The organism is Enterobacter cloacae complex sp. IR5458 (assembly GCF_049238025.1).
GTDB lineage: Bacteria > Pseudomonadota > Gammaproteobacteria > Enterobacterales > Enterobacteriaceae > Enterobacter > Enterobacter kobei.
This window is the reverse complement of record NZ_JBMKIF010000007.1, coordinates 93924-112868: the sequence shown is the minus strand read 5'-3', so window position 1 is coordinate 112868 and position 18945 is coordinate 93924. Positions and strand designations below refer to the sequence as shown.

The following is an 18945-nucleotide window of genomic DNA, read 5'->3' as shown; positions in this document are numbered from 1 at the left end:
TATTTTCAGTGCGTTACTTCCGAAAGCCCTGACAGTTTCATCGTCGGGGCTTTTTGCTTGTTTAAGACGACGCCACTTTGCTCTAAGATGTTGGGCTTGTTTTCACTATCAGATGATTAAGAACCCATGGAAAATCATGAAATCCAGACAGTGCTGATGAATGCACTCTCCCTTCAGGAAGCCCACGTCACTGGCGATGGCAGTCACTTCCAGGTTATTGCTGTGGGTGAGATGTTCGACGGTATGAGCCGTGTGAAGAAACAGCAGGCTGTGTACGCGCCGCTGATGGAATATATTGCGGATAACCGCATCCACGCCCTGTCGATTAAAGCGTTCACCCCGCAAGAGTGGGCACGCGATCGCAAACTAAACGGTTTTTGAGCTGAGGGCGACAGGCCCGCAGCACGGTTGAATTTATAAGAGAGCACACAATGGATAAATTTCGTGTACAGGGGCCAACGCGTCTCCAGGGCGAAGTCACAATTTCTGGCGCTAAAAACGCCGCGCTGCCAATCCTCTTTGCTGCGCTGCTCGCGGAAGAGCCGGTAGAAATTCAGAACGTACCGAAGCTGAAAGATATCGACACCACCATGAAGCTGCTCACCCAGCTGGGCACGAAAGTTGAGCGTAACGGTTCCGTCTGGATCGATGCCAGCAACGTGAACAACTTCTCTGCGCCTTACGATCTGGTGAAAACCATGCGTGCATCCATCTGGGCACTTGGCCCGCTGGTGGCGCGTTTTGGTCAGGGTCAGGTTTCACTGCCGGGCGGTTGCGCCATCGGTGCGCGTCCGGTTGATCTGCATATCTATGGTCTGGAGAAACTGGGCGCTGAGATCAAGCTGGAAGAAGGTTACGTTAAAGCCTCCGTCAACGGTCGTCTGAAAGGCGCGCACATTGTCATGGACAAAGTGAGCGTGGGCGCAACCGTCACCATCATGTCTGCGGCAACGCTGGCAGAAGGCACGACCATCATCGAAAACGCCGCGCGTGAACCAGAGATTGTGGATACTGCCAACTTCCTCGTGGCGCTGGGGGCGAAGATCTCCGGCCAGGGTACTGACCGTATCACCATCGAAGGCGTTGAGCGTCTGGGCGGCGGTGTGTATCGCGTACTGCCCGACCGTATCGAAACCGGCACCTTCCTGGTGGCCGCAGCGATCTCTGGCGGTAAGATTGTTTGTCGCAACGCGCAGCCTGATACCCTGGATGCGGTGCTGGCGAAACTGCGTGATGCAGGCGCGGATATCGAAATCGGAGAAGACTGGATCAGCCTTGATATGCACGGTCAGCGTCCAAAAGCGGTCAATGTGCGTACGGCGCCGCATCCGGCGTTCCCAACGGACATGCAGGCGCAGTTCACCCTGTTGAACCTGGTTGCCGAAGGGACAGGCTTCATCACAGAGACCATTTTCGAGAACCGCTTTATGCACGTACCGGAACTGATCCGTATGGGTGCGCATGCTGAGATCGAGAGCAATACCGTGATTTGCCACGGCGTGGAGAAACTGTCAGGTGCTCAGGTGATGGCAACCGATCTGCGTGCGTCTGCAAGCCTGGTGCTGGCGGGGTGTATTGCGGAAGGTACTACGGTGGTGGATCGTATTTACCACATCGATCGTGGTTATGAGCGTATCGAAGACAAACTGCGCGCGCTGGGTGCCAATATCGAGCGTGTGAAGGGCGAGTAATCGTTCCGGCAGCCCCCTGCCAGAGATGACCGGGGGGTTGCTGTTCCTGCTAAAAAGCGCGTTATTCCTGTGGTTCTTTCTTTAACTTTCTCTGGCGCATCATGCGCGTTCTGTCGATGAATTCATGGGTAATGGGATCGTGGTAGCGCGAGGGCCAGATCACCCACGGGTGCGTTTCCAGCGCCGTCGCGATAATTAATTCTCCCTTTGGCCAGGGGCGGGTCAGGGCGTTGGCCAGGGTGGAAGAACTCAGACCATGGCGGCGGGACTCTGCTGCCAGTGACGTCCCTCTTTTGCGCAGTGCCGCAATGATATCTGCCGTATGCCAGTCGATAAATTTCGTATCCATAACGCTGTCCTTAAGTGCGGATTCACCTACGCCGTTTCTTCTGAAACGACTGGCTTACTATACCCATTTCAAACTCTTGTTCTAAAAAGTTCGCGTTACTTGAAGGGATATTCAGAATAAGACATGCCTTTATTCATGCGGTCTCTAAACCGATGAATTTACATGAATACGGAATTTACTGGGGTGTTTTAGAACCTCCCCGCGATGGAAACGGGGAGGCGTGAAAGGATTAACGATCGCGTTGAACAGCGATGTGGGCAAGGCCAATAAGGGCATCACGCCACGGGCTGTCTGGAATAACCTGAAGGGCAGTGATGGCTTTATCAGCCTCTTCTTCGGCACGCTGACGCGTCCATTCCAGTGAACCGCAGATCGCCATAGTTTCCAGTACCGGTTCCAGAAGATGGCGACCATTTCCCTGTTCGATCGCCTCACGGATCATTTTCGCCTGATCTGCAGTTCCGTTGCGCATCGCATGGAGCAGCGGCAGGGTCGGTTTGCCTTCGTTCAGGTCATCGCCCACGTTTTTGCCGAGCGTTTCGCCGTCCGCACTGTAGTCCAGCAAATCATCAATCAGCTGGAAGGCCGTCCCCAGATAGCGACCATAGTCCTGGAGCCCTTTTTCCTGAGCCTCAGAACATCCAGCCAGAATGCCGGAGCACTGCGCGGCCGCTTCAAACAGGCGCGCTGTTTTGCTGTAGATGACGCGCATGTAGTTTTCTTCAGTGATATCCGGATCGTTGACGTTCATCAGCTGCAGCACTTCGCCTTCAGCGATGACGTTTACGGCTTCTGACATCACTTCCAGCACTTTCAGCGAGCCCAGGCTGGTCATCATCTGGAAGGCGCGGGTATAGATAAAATCCCCGACCAGAACGCTGGCGGCATTACCGAAGGCGGCATTGGCCGTGGCCTTACCGCGACGCATATCGGATTCATCCACAACATCGTCATGCAGAAGCGTCGCTGTGTGAATAAATTCGATCAGTGCGGCGATCGTGACGTGGGCATTTCCCTGATAGCCAACGGCTCTGGCAGCCAGAATGGCAATCATCGGGCGAATGCGTTTACCGCCGCCGCTGACAATGTAATAGCCCAACTGATTGATCAACTGAACGTCAGAGTTGAGTTGCTCCAGGATTGCTGCATTCACACCCGCCATATCTTGCGCGGTTAACTCATTGATTTTTTCTAAATTCATCGCAAAAGCCGGGCTTTTCATCCTGTTGATCCCATCTTCAATGGGGTAACGAAGGGTTTCGGTTTATCAATAGTAGTGCTGATTGTACTGAAAAAACGGCTCAGATAAACGTTACCGTACGTGTTGTGTTTTTTTTCTTCATGTATTGATGGTAGCACTTGTCAAAGGCTCGCGTTTTGCGTAATATTCGCGCCCTATTGTGAATATTTATAGCGCACTCTGAATCATACGAGGATGTGCGCGGAAGCGGAGTTTATATGTACGCGGTTTTCCAAAGTGGTGGTAAACAACACCGAGTAAGCGAAGGTCAGACCGTTCGCCTGGAAAAGCTGGACATCGCAACTGGCGAATCTGTTGAGTTCGCAGAAGTTCTGATGATCGCAAACGGTGAAGAAGTCAAAATCGGCGTTCCTTTCGTTGATGGCGGCGTTATCAAAGCTGAAGTTGTTGCTCACGGTCGTGGCGAGAAAGTTAAAATCGTTAAGTTTCGTCGTCGTAAACACTACCGTAAGCAGCAGGGCCACCGTCAGTGGTTCACTGATGTGAAAATTACTGGCATCAGCGCCTAAGACCTGAGGAGAGATTTAAATGGCACATAAAAAGGCTGGCGGCTCCACACGTAACGGTCGCGATTCAGAAGCTAAACGCCTGGGCGTTAAGCGTTTCGGTGGCGAATCCGTTCTGGCGGGTAGCATCATTGTTCGTCAACGTGGTACCAAATTCCACGCTGGCAACAACGTAGGTTGCGGTCGTGACCACACTCTGTTTGCTAAAGCAGACGGTAAAGTGAAATTTGAAGTTAAAGGCCCGAACAACCGTAAATACATCAGCATCGTTGCTGAGTAAGGTTTTCTCGGTCCGGTAACGGATTTAAGCCCCGCAACGTGTTGCGGGGCTTTTTACATTGGAAACCCGGAAAATTTTCTGTAGGGAAAACGGGCATGAAGCAGCAGGCCGGAATTGGTATTCTTTTGGCGCTCACGACCGCAATGTGCTGGGGTGCGCTGCCAATTGCAATGAAGCAAGTACTGGAAGTGATGGAGCCGCCTACGGTGGTCTTTTATCGCTTTCTGATGGCAAGCATCGGCCTCGGCGCCATTCTGGCTATCAAAGGTAAGCTTCCGCCTTTGCGACTTTTCCGCAAACCGCGCTGGCTGGTGCTGCTGGCTATCGCGACGGGCGGTCTGTTTGGTAACTTCATCCTGTTCAGCTCTTCTCTGCAGTATCTTAGCCCTACAGCGTCACAGGTGATTGGTCAGCTTTCACCTGTGGGCATGATGGTCGCCAGCGTGTTTATCCTCAAGGAGAAGATGCGTGGGACGCAGATTATCGGGGCGAGCATGTTGCTGTGTGGTCTGGTGATGTTCTTTAACACCAGCCTGATCGAAATTTTTACCCGCCTGACGGATTACACCTGGGGTGTGATTTTTGGTGTGGGAGCAGCTACGGTCTGGGTAAGCTATGGCGTCGCGCAAAAGGTGTTATTGCGGCGCCTGGCCTCACAGCAGATCCTTTTTTTGCTGTACACTTTATGTACAGTTGCATTATTGCCGTTAGCAAAGCCGGGTGTCATTACCCAGCTGAGCGACTGGCAGCTGGCGTGCCTCATTTTTTGTGGGCTTAACACGCTGGTTGGTTATGGCGCGCTTGCTGAAGCAATGGCGCGCTGGCAGGCAGCACAGGTTAGCGCATTGATCACGCTGACTCCGCTGTTTACCCTGTTATTTTCAGATTTGTTATCAATGGCCTGGCCCGATGTCTTCGTCAGACCGATGCTCAACCTGTTGGGCTATCTCGGTGCGTTTGTCGTGGTTGCGGGCGCGATGTATTCCGCCATTGGTCATCGTCTTTGGGGACGTTGGCGCAAAAATGAAGCGGTCCCCGCTCAGGCGAATGAGTTACGGAGAGTAAAATGAAGTTTGTTGATGAAGCAACGATCCTGGTTGTGGCTGGTGATGGCGGCAACGGTTGCGTGAGCTTCCGCCGTGAAAAATATATTCCTCGAGGTGGCCCGGATGGCGGCGACGGCGGGGATGGTGGTGATGTGTGGCTGGAGGCGGATGAGAACCTCAACACGCTGATCGACTACCGTTTCGAAAAATCCTTCCGCGCTGAACGTGGTCAGAACGGTCAGAGCCGCGACTGTACCGGTAAACGCGGTAAAGACGTGACCATTAAAGTGCCGGTTGGTACGCGCGTGATTGACCAGGGCACCGGTGAAACCATGGGTGACATGACCAAACACGGTCAGCGCCTGATGGTTGCAAAAGGCGGCTGGCACGGTCTGGGCAATAGCCGCTTCAAATCGTCCGTTAACCGTACTCCGCGTCAGAAAACGATGGGTACGCCGGGCGATAAGCGCGATCTGCAGCTGGAGCTGATGCTCCTGGCAGACGTGGGCATGCTGGGTATGCCAAATGCCGGTAAATCGACCTTTATTCGCGCGGTTTCTGCGGCGAAACCAAAAGTGGCGGACTATCCGTTTACCACGCTGGTACCGAGCCTGGGTGTTGTCCGTATGGATAACGAGAAGAGCTTCGTTGTTGCTGACATCCCGGGTCTGATCGAAGGTGCAGCGGAAGGTGCCGGTCTCGGCATTCGCTTCCTGAAACACCTTGAGCGTTGCCGCGTACTGCTGCACCTCATTGATATCGATCCTATTGATGGTTCCGATCCGGTAGAAAATGCCCGGATCATCATCGGTGAGCTGGAAAAATACAGCGAAAAACTGGCGTCTAAACCGCGCTGGCTGGTCTTCAACAAGATTGACCTGATGGATAAAGCGGAAGCGGAAGCGAAAGCTAAAGCGATTGCTGAAGCGATGGGCTGGGAAGATAAATACTACCTGATCTCCGCGGCAAGCCAGGTTGGCGTGAAAGACCTCTGCTGGGACGTGATGACCTTTATCATCGAAAACCCGGTCGTTCAGGCTGAAGAAGCGAAACAGCCAGAAAAAGTCGAATTCATGTGGGATGACTACCACCGTCAGCAGCTCGAAGAGCTGGAAGCGGAAGAGGAAGACGACTGGGACGATGACTGGGATGAAGACGACGAAGAAGGTGTCGAGTTCATCTACAAGCACTGATATCTGTCTAAAGCCCCCATTCCGGGGGCTTTTTTTATTCCAGCGTTGAGGGGAGCCAGCAGCTTGCTATCAGGCCGCCTTCAGCACCGTTCTCCAGCGCCAGCTTACCGCGGTGGAGTTGCAGGATACGCTGTACGATACTCAGGCCCAGGCCGCTACCGCCGTAGCGCTGATCGAGCCGACGGAACGGCTCGGTGATCGACTGTCGATGTGCTTCATCGATGCCGGGCCCCTGATCGCTCACGCTGACCAGCGTACCTCCCGCAACCTCGGTTAGTGCCACGGTGATTGTTGTGCCTGGTGGACTGTAACGTCCGGCATTTTCCAGCAGGTTACGCAGCATCAGTCGCAAAAGCACCGCGTCACCCTGCACCGTAAGGGTACTTTTGGCCGGCCATATCACCGTATGTTCTTTGGCTTCATGCTCAAGACCAAGGGGCGTGATGATCGTGTCCGTCCAGTTAATGGTCTCATAGTGACCGCTCGCCATCGCCTGTCCGGCACGGGCCAGCATCAGCAGTTGTTCAACGGTATGCATGAGCTGATCGATACGGCTGATTAACGTTGTTGCCTGCGGAGAGCCTGACTGCGCCATTAACTCCAGATGAAGCCGGATCCCGGCCAGTGGCGTTCGCAGTTCGTGGGCGGCGTCTGCGGTGAAGAGACGCTCCTGCTGAATGGTACTGTCCAGCCTGGCGAGTAGCTGGTTGAGAGAGGTGGTAACGGCGCCTATTTCTTCCATGTCGGAATACATAGGCAGCGGCGTTAAGTTATCCGCCGAACGGTTAGCGAGGCTGTCGCGGAGTTTATTCAGAGGCCGGGTTATCCAGGTGACCGCCCAGAATGAAAACAGCAGTGTGAAACTGACCATCACCAGGGAAGGGACCAGAAGAGATGCAATCGCCTCGCGGATCTCTTTTTCGACATGGTTATTGCGGGCTTTTGCAGACAGCGTTTCATTCACCAGAAAGCCAATCTGCTCACGACTTTCATGCCACAACCAAATCACGCTTATCAGCTGGAAAAATAACAGAATGACCGCCAGCAACACCATTAATCGCCGACGCATGCTGTTCATTTCTGGCTCTCCAGACGATAGCCAACGCCGCGGACGGTTTTTATCCTGTCTTTGCCAAGCTTGCGACGCAGGTTATGGATGTGGACTTCCAGGGTGTTAGAGCCGGGATCGTCCTGCCAGGAGTAAATGTCCTGTTGCAGCGTTTCACGGTGCACCGTTTGCCCGCTGCGCATAATCAGGCGGGTCAGGAGGGCGAACTCTTTTGGGGTCACTTCAACGGGCTGGGACTGACGCAGTACCTGCTGGGTTTGCAGATTGAGCGTGATGTCGCCGTCCGTCAGCAGATTATCGCTGTGCCCCTGATAGCGCCGGATAAGCGCCCGCACGCGGGCCTGAAGTTCTGCGAGCGCAAAGGGCTTCACCAGATAGTCATCTGCGCCAGCATCGAGACCGGTAATACGATCTTCAATCGCATCGCGTGCCGTCAGGATCAACACCGGGTTAGCGATGCCGCGCCGACGCCATTGGGTGAGCAGCGTCGCGCCGTCTTTGTCCGGCAAACCCAAATCGAGGATCACCAGACTGTACTCGCCGCTCTGGATCAGGGAATCCGCCTCTGCCGCGGTACCGGCACAATCCAGAGCGTACCCTTCGTTGGCAAGCCCTAGCGCGAGTCCTTCCTGCAATAACAGATCATCTTCAACTATGAGTAGTTTCATCGCTAGTTATTCTGATAAATGTCTTTATAAAGCCTGCTTTCGAAGCGAACCAGCGGAATACGACGGTTGCGCTGATCGGTCGGTTCGACGGCATAGCCGGAAAGATACTGTACGAAGGCCATGCGTTGTCCGCTGGCGGTCGTGATGAACCCTGCAAGATTGTAAACGCCCTGCAGTGAACCTGTTTTAGCGGATACTTTGCCATCTACGCCGGCCGCGTGAAGCCCGGCGCGATACTGCAGAGAACCGTCATGCCCGGCAAGCGGCAGCATTGAAATAAAGTTTAGCTCAGAGTCATGTTGTGCAATGTACTGAAGCACTTGCATCATGGTTGCCGGTGCGATCAAATTATGACGCGATAATCCGGAACCATCGACAGCAATGGTATTACCCAGATCGATTCCCGCCTGTTGGCGCAGGATCTGGCGCACAGCGTCTGAGCCCGCGCGCCAGGTTCCCGGCACGCCAAAACGCGCGTGGCCGATCATGCGGAACACCGTATCAGCAATCATGTTGTCAGACTTTTTCAGCATAATTCGCAGCAAATCGTGCAGCGGAGGCGACTGTTTGCTGGCGATGATCGTTCCGGGCTGGTTGACCTGCGTCTGGCGGAGCAGCGTACCGGAGTAGCTAATGCCTGCCTGCTTCAGTTCATCCTTCAGAATGGCGCCCGCGTAGCTCGCGCCATCTTGTATCGCAAAGGCCAGCGGCAGGGGATCGGCGCGCTGGGTCAGACAGCCAGTGAGCGTGAAACGGTTAAGATCGCCAGGCACCACGTCCAGTTCGCAATACTGGGCATCCGGGGAGCCTTTGGCCAGCGTACGCACCTGGCTAAACATGGTCACCGGGTAGTAGGATGCCACGCGGATAAACGCTAAATCATCCGGTTTGGGCGCGCTGTAAAGGGAAATTGAAAAGCAGTTGCGGTCAACAATCGCGGCGGCGGGTGGTGCGCTAAAGCATTGCGTCATGTCGTTCCACGGCCAGCCTGGCGCTTTATCATGGCTGGCAAAAATCGAGGTGTCGATCAGCACGTTACCCTCGATTTTCGTCACACCGGATTTTTTCAGCACCGCCACCATATTGCGGATATCCTGGCGCTTAAAGGTCGGATCGCCGCCAAAACGGGCAATAAGATCGCCCTTCAGTACACCGCCCTCAATGTTGCCTTTGCTCTCAAGCGTGGTGGTAAAACGAAAGTCAGGGCCGAGCTGAAGCAGCGCGGCGAGGGCCGTGATCACCTTTTGGGTACTGGCAGGCAGCGCCATCTGTTGACTGTGATAGTCAATCTCTGGCGTCTGCGCCCCGACCTTCTGCACCATCAATGCAAGGTTAGCACCTGCGGGTAGCTGATTAATGTACTCATCAACATTCGCGGCCTGAACGCTGAACGCTATACTGGTAGTCAATCCGATGATAAATCTGGAAAATCGCATAATCTCGCGCTAACAACCCGAAAACAAACCGTCATACTACGGTGCATAGCACTGCAAAGTAAACGATGACCCATAGTGAACTTCGCGGTAAAATGCGTATCAAATTGAAAAATTGCTGCTGACCTGGGGCGTTGCTCCCGGGTCGGTTTTCTTTTTGCTTCTTGCCCGCTTAGGGGGGCAGGGGCAGGGAACACTGCTCCCAACAGGAATGTTTAAGAGGTATAACAAATGCAAGCTATTCCGATGACCTTACGTGGTGCCGAAAAACTGCGCGAAGAGCTGGATTTCCTGAAATCCGTTCGTCGCCCTGAAATTATCGCCGCTATCGCGGATGCGCGTGAGCATGGCGACCTGAAGGAGAACGCTGAATACCACGCGGCGCGTGAGCAGCAGGGCTTCTGTGAAGGACGTATCAAAGATATCGAAGCAAAACTGTCCAATGCGCAGGTTATCGATATCACCAAGATGCCTAACAATGGGCGTGTGATCTTTGGTTCAACCGTGACCGTGCTGAACCTGGACAACGACGAAGAGCAGACCTATCGCATCGTGGGTGATGATGAAGCAGACTTCAAACAGAACCTGATTTCCGTGAACTCTCCGATTGCTCGCGGCCTGATTGGCAAAGAGCAGGATGATGTTGTTACCATTCGCACGCCCGGCGGTGAAGTGGAATACGAAATTATCAAGGTTGAATACCTGTAATTCGCATCTCTGGTAAGATGTTGATACATTGTAAAGAAAAGAAAAAGGCCGCATAGCGGCCTTTTATCAACTCAAGGAGCATGGCATTTTGCTCGCCTGCTGACAGAAATCCCTCGTTTCACACAGAAAATGTGTTCGATTCAGGATATCCTTAGCGTGGCAGCGAGATTTTACGCTCTTTAGATGGGCGGTAGAGCACCAGCGTTTTACCGATGACCTGTACATTACAGGCGCCGGTTTCGCGCACGATGGCTTCCACGATCAGGTTTTTAGTGTCCCTGTCTTCAGAGGCGATTTTCACCTTGATCAGCTCGTGGTGTTCCAGCGCTTGTTCAATCTCGGCAAGCACCCCTTCGGTCAAACCATTGTTGCCAAGCATCACTACAGGCTTGAGCGGATGTGCCAGACCTTTAAGGTGCTGTTTTTGTTTAGTACTCAGATTCATCGTATATTTTTGCTTACGTTGGGATTGAAAACGGTTCATTCTACCGCCATCTCCCTTATATCGCCAAATAGCTGCGTAGAAATTTACGTCACAGGCAAGTAACGATGAACCAGGACGGAAATGTTAAATGACAGGTAAAAAGCGTTCTGCCAGCTCCAGCCGCTGGCTTCAGGAACACTTTAGCGATAAATATGTTCAACAGGCGCAGAAAAAGGGGTTGCGTTCCCGTGCCTGGTTTAAACTTGATGAAATACAGCAAAGTGACAAACTTTTTAAGCCGGGGATGACGGTTGTTGACCTCGGTGCGGCACCTGGCGGATGGTCCCAGTATGCGGTAACGCAGATCGGCGGAACGGGCCGAATCATCGCGTGCGATCTTTTACCAATGGATCCTATCGTCGGTGTCGACTTCCTTCAGGGCGACTTTCGTGATGAATTAGTGCTTAAAGCGTTACTTGATCGTGTAGGTGACAGTAAGGTCCAGGTTGTCATGTCAGATATGGCACCAAATATGTGTGGAACACCGGCGGTGGATATCCCCCGCGCCATGTATCTGGTGGAGCTAGCGTTAGAAATGTGTCGTGATGTACTAGCGCCTGGTGGTAGTTTTGTTGTGAAGGTGTTTCAGGGCGAAGGTTTCGAGGAGTATCTTAAGGAAATTCGCTCCCTGTTTGCGAAGGTCAAAGTTCGTAAGCCGGACTCTTCCCGGGCCCGTTCCCGCGAAGTGTATATTGTAGCGACCGGGCGAAAATGATAACCGGTAGATTTCAGGCGAAAGTTTGAATGAAACTGGATATAGAGTATCCTGACGCTGTTTTTAACACAGTTGTAATATGAGGTTAATCCCTTGAGTGACATGGCGAAAAACCTAATACTCTGGCTGGTCATTGCCGTTGTGCTGATGTCAGTATTCCAGAGCTTTGGGCCCAGCGAGTCGAATGGCCGCAAGGTGGATTATTCTACCTTCCTGCAGGAGGTCAATCAGGACCAGGTTCGCGAAGCGCGTATCAACGGACGTGAGATCAACGTTACCAAGAAAGATAGTAACCGTTACACGACTTACATCCCGGTGAACGATCCTAAGCTGCTTGATAACCTTCTGACCAAAAACGTCAAAGTGGTAGGCGAGCCGCCAGAAGAACCAAGCCTGTTGGCTTCAATCTTCATTTCCTGGTTCCCGATGCTGCTTCTCATCGGCGTCTGGATCTTCTTTATGCGCCAGATGCAGGGCGGCGGTGGCAAAGGTGCCATGTCGTTCGGTAAGAGCAAGGCGCGTATGCTGACGGAAGACCAGATTAAGACTACGTTCGCTGACGTTGCAGGTTGTGACGAAGCGAAAGAAGAAGTCGGTGAACTGGTTGAATACCTGCGCGAGCCGAGCCGTTTCCAGAAACTGGGCGGTAAGATCCCGAAAGGCGTGCTGATGGTCGGCCCTCCGGGTACCGGTAAAACCCTGCTGGCGAAAGCTATCGCAGGTGAAGCGAAGGTGCCGTTCTTTACTATTTCAGGTTCTGACTTCGTCGAAATGTTCGTGGGTGTCGGTGCATCTCGTGTGCGTGACATGTTCGAGCAGGCTAAGAAGGCAGCACCATGCATTATCTTCATCGATGAAATCGACGCCGTAGGCCGCCAGCGTGGCGCGGGCCTGGGCGGTGGTCACGATGAACGTGAACAGACTCTGAACCAGATGCTGGTTGAGATGGACGGCTTCGAAGGTAACGAAGGTATTATCGTTATCGCCGCAACTAACCGTCCGGACGTACTTGACCCGGCGCTGCTGCGTCCAGGCCGTTTCGACCGTCAGGTTGTGGTCGGTCTGCCAGATGTTCGTGGTCGTGAACAGATTCTGAAAGTGCACATGCGTCGCGTACCGCTGGCGCCAGATATCGACGCGGCAATTATTGCGCGTGGTACCCCGGGCTTCTCCGGTGCGGATCTGGCTAACCTGGTCAACGAAGCTGCTCTGTTCGCCGCTCGCGGTAACAAGCGCGTGGTGTCCATGGTGGAGTTCGAGAAAGCGAAAGACAAAATCATGATGGGTGCGGAACGTCGCTCCATGGTGATGACGGAAGCGCAGAAAGAGTCCACGGCATATCACGAAGCCGGTCACGCGATTATCGGCCGCCTGGTACCGGAGCACGATCCGGTACACAAAGTGACGATTATTCCGCGCGGTCGTGCGCTGGGTGTGACTTTCTTCCTGCCTGAAGGCGACGCGATCAGCGCCAGCCGTCAGAAACTGGAAAGCCAGATTTCAACCCTGTACGGTGGTCGTCTGGCGGAAGAGATCATCTACGGGCCGGAACATGTTTCTACCGGTGCGTCGAACGACATTAAAGTGGCGACAAACCTGGCACGTAACATGGTCACTCAGTGGGGCTTCTCCGACAAACTCGGTCCGCTGCTTTATGCAGAGGAAGAGGGTGAAGTATTCCTGGGCCGCTCCGTGGCAAAAGCGAAACATATGTCCGATGAGACGGCTCGTATCATCGACCAGGAAGTGAAAGCGCTGATTGAACGTAACTACGGTCGCGCGCGTCAGATCCTGAACGACAATATGGACATCCTGCATTCGATGAAAGATGCGCTCATGAAATATGAGACCATCGATGCACCGCAGATTGACGACCTGATGGCTCGCCGCGAAGTGCGTCCGCCAGCAGGCTGGGAAGACCCAGGTGCTTCCAACAATTCTGACAACAATGGCACCCCGCGTGCGCCGCGTCCGGTCGATGAACCGCGTACGCCGAACCCGGGCAACACCATGTCAGAACAGTTGGGCGACAAGTAAGTCACTGCTGTTGAAGCGTTTGTCTGTATCTCAAACCCTGGAGCTTGCTCCGGGGTTTTTCTTTTTCATTTAACCATATTGATACCAGGGATTTAGCCATGAAACTCTTCGCCCAGGACTCGCATCTCGATCTCTCACATCCTCATGTGATGGGTATCCTGAATGTTACCCCTGACTCCTTCTCTGACGGCGGCACGCACAACACGCTTATCGACGCGGTTAAGCACGCGAATTTAATGATCAACGCGGGTGCTACCATCATTGATGTCGGCGGTGAATCGACGCGCCCAGGGGCAGCGGATGTGTCGGTGGAAGAAGAGCTGGCGCGCGTGGTGCCGGTCGTTGAGGCAATCGCACAACGTTTTGAGGTATGGATCTCCGTCGATACCTCCAAAGCAGAAGTGATTCGTGAAGTGGCGAGAGTGGGTGCTCACATTATTAATGATATCCGCTCGCTGACTGAACCCGGTGCAATCGAAGCCGCTGCTGAGACAGGGTTACCTGTGTGCCTGATGCACATGCAGGGGCAGCCGAAAACCATGCAGGAGGCGCCGAAGTATGACGATGTCTTTGCTGATGTGAATCGCTTCTTTATTGAGCATATTGAACGCTGTGAGCGTGCAGGCATCCCAAAAGAGAAATTGCTGCTCGACCCGGGGTTCGGTTTCGGTAAAAATCTCTCCCACAACTATGCACTGCTTGCGCGCTTATCGGAATTCCATCACTTCGGCCTGCCGCTGCTGGTGGGGATGTCGAGAAAATCGATGATTGGCCAATTGCTTAACGTAGGGCCGAGCGAGCGCCTGAGTGGTAGTCTGGCCTGCGCGGTCATTGCGGCGATGCAAGGCGCGCATATTATTCGTGTCCATGACGTCAAAGAAACAGTAGAAGCCATGCGCGTGGTGGAAGCCACACTGGCAGCGAAGGAAAACAAACGCTATGAGTAATCGTAAATATTTTGGGACCGATGGTATCCGTGGGCGTGTCGGCGATGCGCCTATCACGCCTGATTTTGTCCTTAAGCTCGGCTGGGCTGCTGGCAAGGTACTCGCACGTCATGGCTCCCGTAAGATCATTATTGGTAAAGATACCCGTATTTCAGGTTATATGCTGGAATCGGCGCTGGAAGCCGGACTGGCAGCCGCGGGGCTGTCAGCTTCCTTTACTGGCCCAATGCCAACGCCGGCCGTTGCGTATCTGACCCGTACCTTCCGCGCGGAAGCGGGAATTGTGATTTCGGCCTCCCATAACCCGTTCTATGACAACGGCATCAAGTTCTTCTCCATTGATGGCACCAAGCTGCCGGATGAAGTGGAAGAAGCCATTGAAGCCGAAATGGAAAAAGAGATCACCTGCGTGGACTCCGCAGAGCTGGGTAAAGCAAACCGTATCGTCGATGCCGCGGGTCGCTATATTGAGTTTTGCAAAGGCACCTTCCCGAACGAACTGAGCCTTGCCCACCTTAAAATTGTGGTGGACTGCGCCAACGGTGCGACCTACCACATTGCGCCAAACGTATTCCGCGAGCTGGGCGCCAAAGTGATCACCATTGGCTGCGAGCCGGATGGTCTGAACATTAACGAGCAGGTTGGCGCGACGGACGTGCGTGCCCTGCAGGCGCGCGTGCTGGCAGAGAAGGCCGACCTGGGTATTGCGCTGGATGGCGACGGTGATCGCGTGATCATGGTCGACCACGAAGGCAACAAGGTTGATGGCGATCAGATCCTCTACATCATCGCCCGCGAAGGGCTGCGTCAGGGTCAACTGCGCGGTGGTGCCGTCGGCACGCTGATGAGCAACATGGGTCTGGAGCTGGCGCTGAAACAGCTGGGTATCCCGTTTGTTCGCGCGAAAGTGGGTGACCGTTACGTGCTGGAGAAGCTTCAGGAGAAAGGCTGGCGCATTGGCGCAGAAAACTCAGGCCACGTGATCCTGCTCGACAAAACCACCACCGGTGACGGCATCGTGGCTGCGCTTCAGGTCGTCGCAGCGATGGCCCGTAACCATATGAGCCTGCACGATCTCTGCAGCGGCATGAAAATGTTCCCGCAGATCCTGGTGAACGTGCGTTTCACGGCAGGTAAAGGCGATCCGCTGGAAAATGACAATGTGAAAGCGGTAATGGCTGACGTTGAAGCGGCGCTGGGAAGCCGTGGCCGCGTGCTGCTGCGTAAGTCCGGAACTGAACCACTGATTCGCGTTATGGTGGAAGGTGAGGATGAAGCGCAGGTGACTGAATTTGCCCACCGTATTGCTGATGCCGTTAAAGCTGCATAAACTTGCACGCTAACTGTTTAAAAAGGCGACTTTTGTCGCCTTTGTTTTAAGCAATTAATGGCTTTTTGCTGTTTTTTTCCGCAGTTGATACAATGGCTCAAAAATGCCCTTGCGAAGGCCATTCGCTTTGGTTAGTATTCACACCCGCTTCAGTGGGAAACAAAATCCTGCTAATTGGTCGAAGCATTGGTATGCGGCAAATCCGCAAGGAACAGGTTGATTATGTACGAAGCTCTTTTAGTTATTTTCCTTATTGTAGCCATCGCTCTCGTAGCGCTGATTATGCTGCAGCAAGGTAAAGGCGCTGATATGGGAGCCTCCTTCGGAGCAGGCGCTTCTGGTACGCTGTTCGGTTCAAGTGGTTCTGCGAACTTCATGACCCGTACGACAGCGATTCTGGCTACGCTGTTCTTCATCATCAGTCTGGTGCTGGGTAATATCAACAGCAACAAGACCAGTAAAGGAAGTGAGTGGGAAAATCTGAGCGCGCCAGCGAAAACTGAGCAGACTCAGCCAGCTGCACCGGCGAAGCCAACCAGCGATATCCCGCAGTAAGTATTCCGTACCGAGGTGGTGGAATTGGTAGACACGCTACCTTGAGGTGGTAGTGCCCTAACGGGCTTGTGGGTTCGAGTCCCATCCTCGGTACCAATATTCCAGAAGAAAGACGTCGAAAGACGTCTTTTTTTTCGTCTGTACTTTTTGTTTTCGTAGGCCCGGTAAGCGCAGCGCCACCGGGCAAAATGGCGGGTGGCGCTGCGCTTACCCGCCCTACAAAAGGGCATAAAAAAGGCACCCTAAGAGTGCCTTCTGCATTTCTGAATAGCGATTACTTCTTATCGCTGTGCTCCAGGTTTTCCACCTGCGGCAGGCCGTTACCGGAGCTTGCGGAGAGCAGACCATTCTCAACATAATTGAACAGCTTTTCACGGGTATCGGTGATGTCCAGGTTACGCATGGTCAGTTGACCAATACGGTCATCTGGCGAGAACACCGACTCACCTTTCTCCATGGTCAGACGCTCTGCTTTATAGGTCAGGTTGTCAGACACGGTGTTCAGGATGGAGTAGTCGTTACCGCGACGCAGTTCCAGAGTGACCTCACCGGTAATGGCACTCGCCACCCAGCGCTGCAGCGCATCACGCAGCATCAGTGCCTGCGGATCGAACCAGCGACCCTGATACAGCAGTTTACCCAGCTGACGACCATGAGAGTGATACTGCTCAATGGTGTCTTCGTTGTGGATCCCGGTCAGCAGACGCTCATAAGCGATATGCAGCAGCGCCATCCCCGGGGCTTCATAAATGCCACGGCTTTTCGCTTCGATAATACGGTTCTCAATCTGGTCGCTCATGCCCAGACCGTGACGGCCGCCAATGCGGTTCGCCTCCAGCATCAGCTCTACGTCATCAGAGAAGGTTTTACCGTTCAGGGCAACCGGATGACCACGCTCGAAACGTACGGTCACCTCTTCTGCCGCGATCTTCACGTTCTCATCCCAGAACTTCACGCCCATGATTGGGTTCACGATCTTCACGCTGGAGTTCAGGAATTCCAGGTCTTTCGCTTCGTGCGTTGCACCCAGCATGTTGGAGTCGGTAGAGTAGGCTTTCTCGACGGACATCTTGTAGTCAAAGCCGCAGGCAATCATAAACTCGGACATTTCATGACGGCCACCCAGCTCGTCGATGAAGTCGGTATCCAGCCAGGGTTTGTAGATCTGCAGCTCGGCGTTGGTCAGCAGGCCATAACGATAGAAACGTTCGATATCGTTACCTTTATAGGTGCTGCCGTCACCCCAGATGTTCACGCCATCTTCTTTCATCGCGGCAACCAGCATCGTGCCGGTAACGGCGCGACCCAGTGGAGTGGTGTTGAAATAGGTCAGACCGCCGGTGGTGTTATGGAACGCACCACACTGAATAGCCGCAATACCTTCCGCGACGAGTTGCTTACGGCAGTCAATCAGGCGCGCGTTTTCTGCGCCATACTCTTTCGCGCGACGAGGAATAGCATCGTAGTCGTCCTCATCCGGCTGACCCAGGTTCGCAGTATATGCATACGGAACCGCTCCCTTCTGGCGCATCCACAGCAGTGCAGCGCTGGTATCCAGGCCGCCTGAGAAAGCGATGCCAATACGTTGTCCTACCGGAAGATGCTTGAGAATCGTCGTCATAGAATAAAACCCTGCTTGATTGACTGATTAGAGACCACTTTCGCTCTCTTGTGCATTTTTATGCAAAATAAGTGAGTATTCATTTAATCATCTTTTATCGAATACCGGAAGAGACTCGTGCGTTTTTTGTAAAAAATTTGGTCTGTTTCGTCTGATGGAAGTTGGGTTGACAGGTGGGGTCAACTATCAATATACTAAACGCCGATTTTACGTCCCGTCTTCGGTACCAAATCCCAGCATTATTTGCAAATTCTGTCCAAAACGCGTAGAATTTGCCACGTTTCAGGCGCGGGGTGGAGCAGCCTGGTAGCTCGTCGGGCTCATAACCCGAAGGTCGTCGGTTCAAATCCGGCCCCCGCAACCACTTTCCCATAAAGTTCTTTTTCAAATATACTGTGAAGACTCAGAGCCTTCGTAGCTGGATTTGAAAAAATTCTTTCGGAGAGTGCTCCAGGCCACAGTTGTGGCTATAGGGTTCAGTTATCTAAAGCCCCGATTTATCGGGGTTTTTTGTTATCTGACTACAGAATAACTGGGCTTTACGCCCTTTTTTTATGTCTTGGGGGTGGGCTTGTCCACATTAGAGCAAAAATTAACAGAGATGATTACTGCACCGGTCGAAGCACTGGGCTACGAACTGGTCGGCATCGAATTCGTTCGCGGCCGTACATCGACGCTGCGCATCTATATTGATAGTGAAGATGGCATCAATGTTGATGATTGTGCTGATGTCAGCCACCAGGTGAGTGCGGTTCTTGATGTTGAAGACCCAATTACCGTTGCGTACAACCTGGAAGTTTCCTCACCTGGCCTCGATCGTCCGATGTTCACGGCCGAGCACTATGTGCGCTTTACCGGTGAAGAAGTGGCTCTCGTTCTGCGTATGGCCGTACAGAACCGCCGTAAATGGCAGGGAATTATCAAAGCCGTTGATGGTGAAATGATCACGGTGACAGTCGAAGGCAAAGATGAAGTGTTCGCGCTGAGTAATATCCAGAAGGCGAACCTGGTTCCCCACTTTTAACAGTCTGGATTGAGGTGAAAAGCCCGCG

The 18945-nt window shown here is 53.3% G+C and carries 20 protein-coding genes and 2 tRNA genes; 15 read left to right on the top strand and 7 right to left on the bottom strand.

The genetic code is table 11. The features are described 5' to 3' along the window. Positions 1-126 precede the first annotated feature (126 nt). Positions 127-381 carry a BolA family iron metabolism protein IbaG gene (ibaG, locus tag ACOTYN_RS08020; protein ID WP_008501458.1) on the top strand — a complete coding sequence of 85 codons (255 nt, stop codon included), beginning with the start codon at positions 127-129 and terminating at the stop codon, positions 379-381. A 50-nt stretch (positions 382-431) separates the two neighbouring features. Further along, entirely contained in the window at positions 432-1691 is a 1260-nt protein-coding gene (gene murA, locus ACOTYN_RS08015) for a UDP-N-acetylglucosamine 1-carboxyvinyltransferase (protein WP_014885385.1), read from the top strand. A 61-nt stretch (positions 1692-1752) separates the two neighbouring features. Here the strand turns inward: murA and sfsB are convergent, their stop codons facing one another. Together sfsB and ispB are read right to left on the bottom strand one after the other, a co-directional pair. Next, on the bottom strand, positions 1753-2040 hold the full coding sequence (gene sfsB / locus ACOTYN_RS08010) for a DNA-binding transcriptional regulator SfsB (RefSeq protein ID WP_014885384.1): 288 nt from the start codon (positions 2038-2040) through the stop codon (positions 1753-1755). 229 nt (positions 2041-2269) lie between these two features. Then, positions 2270-3241: an octaprenyl diphosphate synthase gene (gene ispB, locus ACOTYN_RS08005; protein WP_071922865.1), complete on the bottom strand. Its 972-nt coding sequence runs from the start codon at positions 3239-3241 to the stop codon at positions 2270-2272. A gap of 257 nt (positions 3242-3498) precedes the next feature. Here ispB and rplU point away from each other — a divergent pair, with 257 nt between their 5' ends. The 4 genes from rplU (at position 3499) to cgtA (ending at position 6326) form a co-directional block, all read left to right on the top strand. Next, entirely contained in the window at positions 3499-3810 is a 312-nt protein-coding gene (gene rplU / locus ACOTYN_RS08000; protein WP_003025032.1) for a 50S ribosomal protein L21, read from the top strand. A 19-nt stretch (positions 3811-3829) separates the two neighbouring features. Then, positions 3830-4087 carry a 50S ribosomal protein L27 gene (gene rpmA / locus ACOTYN_RS07995; protein ID WP_004385076.1) on the top strand — a complete coding sequence of 86 codons (258 nt, stop codon included), beginning with the start codon at positions 3830-3832 and terminating at the stop codon, positions 4085-4087. Between the two features lie 95 nt (positions 4088-4182). Further along, the gene (locus ACOTYN_RS07990; RefSeq protein ID WP_014885382.1) at positions 4183-5157 is read left to right on the top strand and encodes a DMT family transporter; all 975 of its coding nucleotides are present in this window, start codon (positions 4183-4185) and stop codon (positions 5155-5157) included. Further along, positions 5154-6326 carry an Obg family GTPase CgtA gene (gene cgtA / locus ACOTYN_RS07985; protein ID WP_014885381.1) on the top strand — a complete coding sequence of 391 codons (1173 nt, stop codon included), beginning with the start codon at positions 5154-5156 and terminating at the stop codon, positions 6324-6326. Before ACOTYN_RS07990 ends, cgtA begins: the two co-directional genes overlap by 4 nt. Positions 6327-6360: 34 nt before the next feature. Here the strand turns inward: cgtA and pmrB are convergent, their stop codons facing one another. Genes pmrB through dacB form a run of 3 tightly spaced genes read right to left on the bottom strand, consistent with a single transcriptional unit; the run spans position 6361 to position 9499 of the window. Then, positions 6361-7404, bottom strand: a complete 1044-nt coding sequence (gene pmrB, locus ACOTYN_RS07980) for a two-component system sensor histidine kinase PmrB (protein ID WP_023331397.1) — start codon at positions 7402-7404, stop codon at positions 6361-6363. After that, complete coding sequence (gene pmrA / locus ACOTYN_RS07975) at positions 7401-8063, bottom strand: two-component system response regulator PmrA (RefSeq protein WP_014885379.1); 663 nt, start codon at positions 8061-8063, stop codon at positions 7401-7403. Before pmrA ends, pmrB begins: the two co-directional genes overlap by 4 nt. A 2-nt stretch (positions 8064-8065) precedes the next feature. After that, positions 8066-9499, bottom strand: coding sequence for a serine-type D-Ala-D-Ala carboxypeptidase (gene dacB / locus ACOTYN_RS07970; protein WP_071922862.1), 1434 nt, complete (start codon positions 9497-9499; stop codon positions 8066-8068). 228 nt (positions 9500-9727) lie between these two features. Between dacB and greA the strand changes: the two genes are divergently transcribed. Continuing rightward, positions 9728-10204, top strand: coding sequence for a transcription elongation factor GreA (gene greA, locus ACOTYN_RS07965; protein ID WP_014171793.1), 477 nt, complete (start codon positions 9728-9730; stop codon positions 10202-10204). 151 nt (positions 10205-10355) lie between these two features. Here the strand turns inward: greA and yhbY are convergent, their stop codons facing one another. After that, positions 10356-10649: a ribosome assembly RNA-binding protein YhbY gene (gene yhbY / locus ACOTYN_RS07960; protein ID WP_003861814.1), complete on the bottom strand. Its 294-nt coding sequence runs from the start codon at positions 10647-10649 to the stop codon at positions 10356-10358. 127 nt (positions 10650-10776) lie between these two features. Here yhbY and rlmE point away from each other — a divergent pair, with 127 nt between their 5' ends. From rlmE to ACOTYN_RS07930, 6 genes are all read left to right on the top strand, one after another. Continuing rightward, entirely contained in the window at positions 10777-11403 is a 627-nt protein-coding gene (gene rlmE / locus ACOTYN_RS07955; protein WP_003861812.1) for a 23S rRNA (uridine(2552)-2'-O)-methyltransferase RlmE, read from the top strand. Between the two features lie 102 nt (positions 11404-11505). Next, entirely contained in the window at positions 11506-13440 is a 1935-nt protein-coding gene (gene ftsH / locus ACOTYN_RS07950) for an ATP-dependent zinc metalloprotease FtsH (protein WP_013098921.1), read from the top strand. Between the two features lie 98 nt (positions 13441-13538). Further along, positions 13539-14387, top strand: coding sequence for a dihydropteroate synthase (gene folP, locus ACOTYN_RS07945; RefSeq protein ID WP_096217837.1), 849 nt, complete (start codon positions 13539-13541; stop codon positions 14385-14387). After that, the gene (glmM, locus tag ACOTYN_RS07940) at positions 14380-15717 is read left to right on the top strand and encodes a phosphoglucosamine mutase (RefSeq protein WP_014885376.1); all 1338 of its coding nucleotides are present in this window, start codon (positions 14380-14382) and stop codon (positions 15715-15717) included. The genes folP and glmM overlap by 8 nt, the downstream gene beginning before the upstream one ends. A 222-nt stretch (positions 15718-15939) precedes the next feature. Further along, entirely contained in the window at positions 15940-16272 is a 333-nt protein-coding gene (secG, locus tag ACOTYN_RS07935) for a preprotein translocase subunit SecG (protein ID WP_003861803.1), read from the top strand. A gap of 9 nt (positions 16273-16281) precedes the next feature. Next, positions 16282-16368, top strand: a tRNA-Leu gene (locus ACOTYN_RS07930). A gap of 178 nt (positions 16369-16546) precedes the next feature. On the opposite strand, the gene argG is transcribed toward ACOTYN_RS07930, so the two are convergent. Then, positions 16547-17893, bottom strand: a complete 1347-nt coding sequence (argG, locus tag ACOTYN_RS07925) for an argininosuccinate synthase (protein ID WP_014885375.1) — start codon at positions 17891-17893, stop codon at positions 16547-16549. Positions 17894-18180: 287 nt separating this feature from the next. Here argG and ACOTYN_RS07920 point away from each other — a divergent pair. Further along, positions 18181-18257: transfer RNA gene (locus tag ACOTYN_RS07920), tRNA-Met, on the top strand. A gap of 207 nt (positions 18258-18464) precedes the next feature. Then, a complete protein-coding gene (gene rimP / locus ACOTYN_RS07915) occupies positions 18465-18917 on the top strand; it encodes a ribosome maturation factor RimP (protein WP_014833432.1) in 453 nt (150 codons plus the stop codon). Positions 18918-18945: the final 28 nt, after the last annotated feature.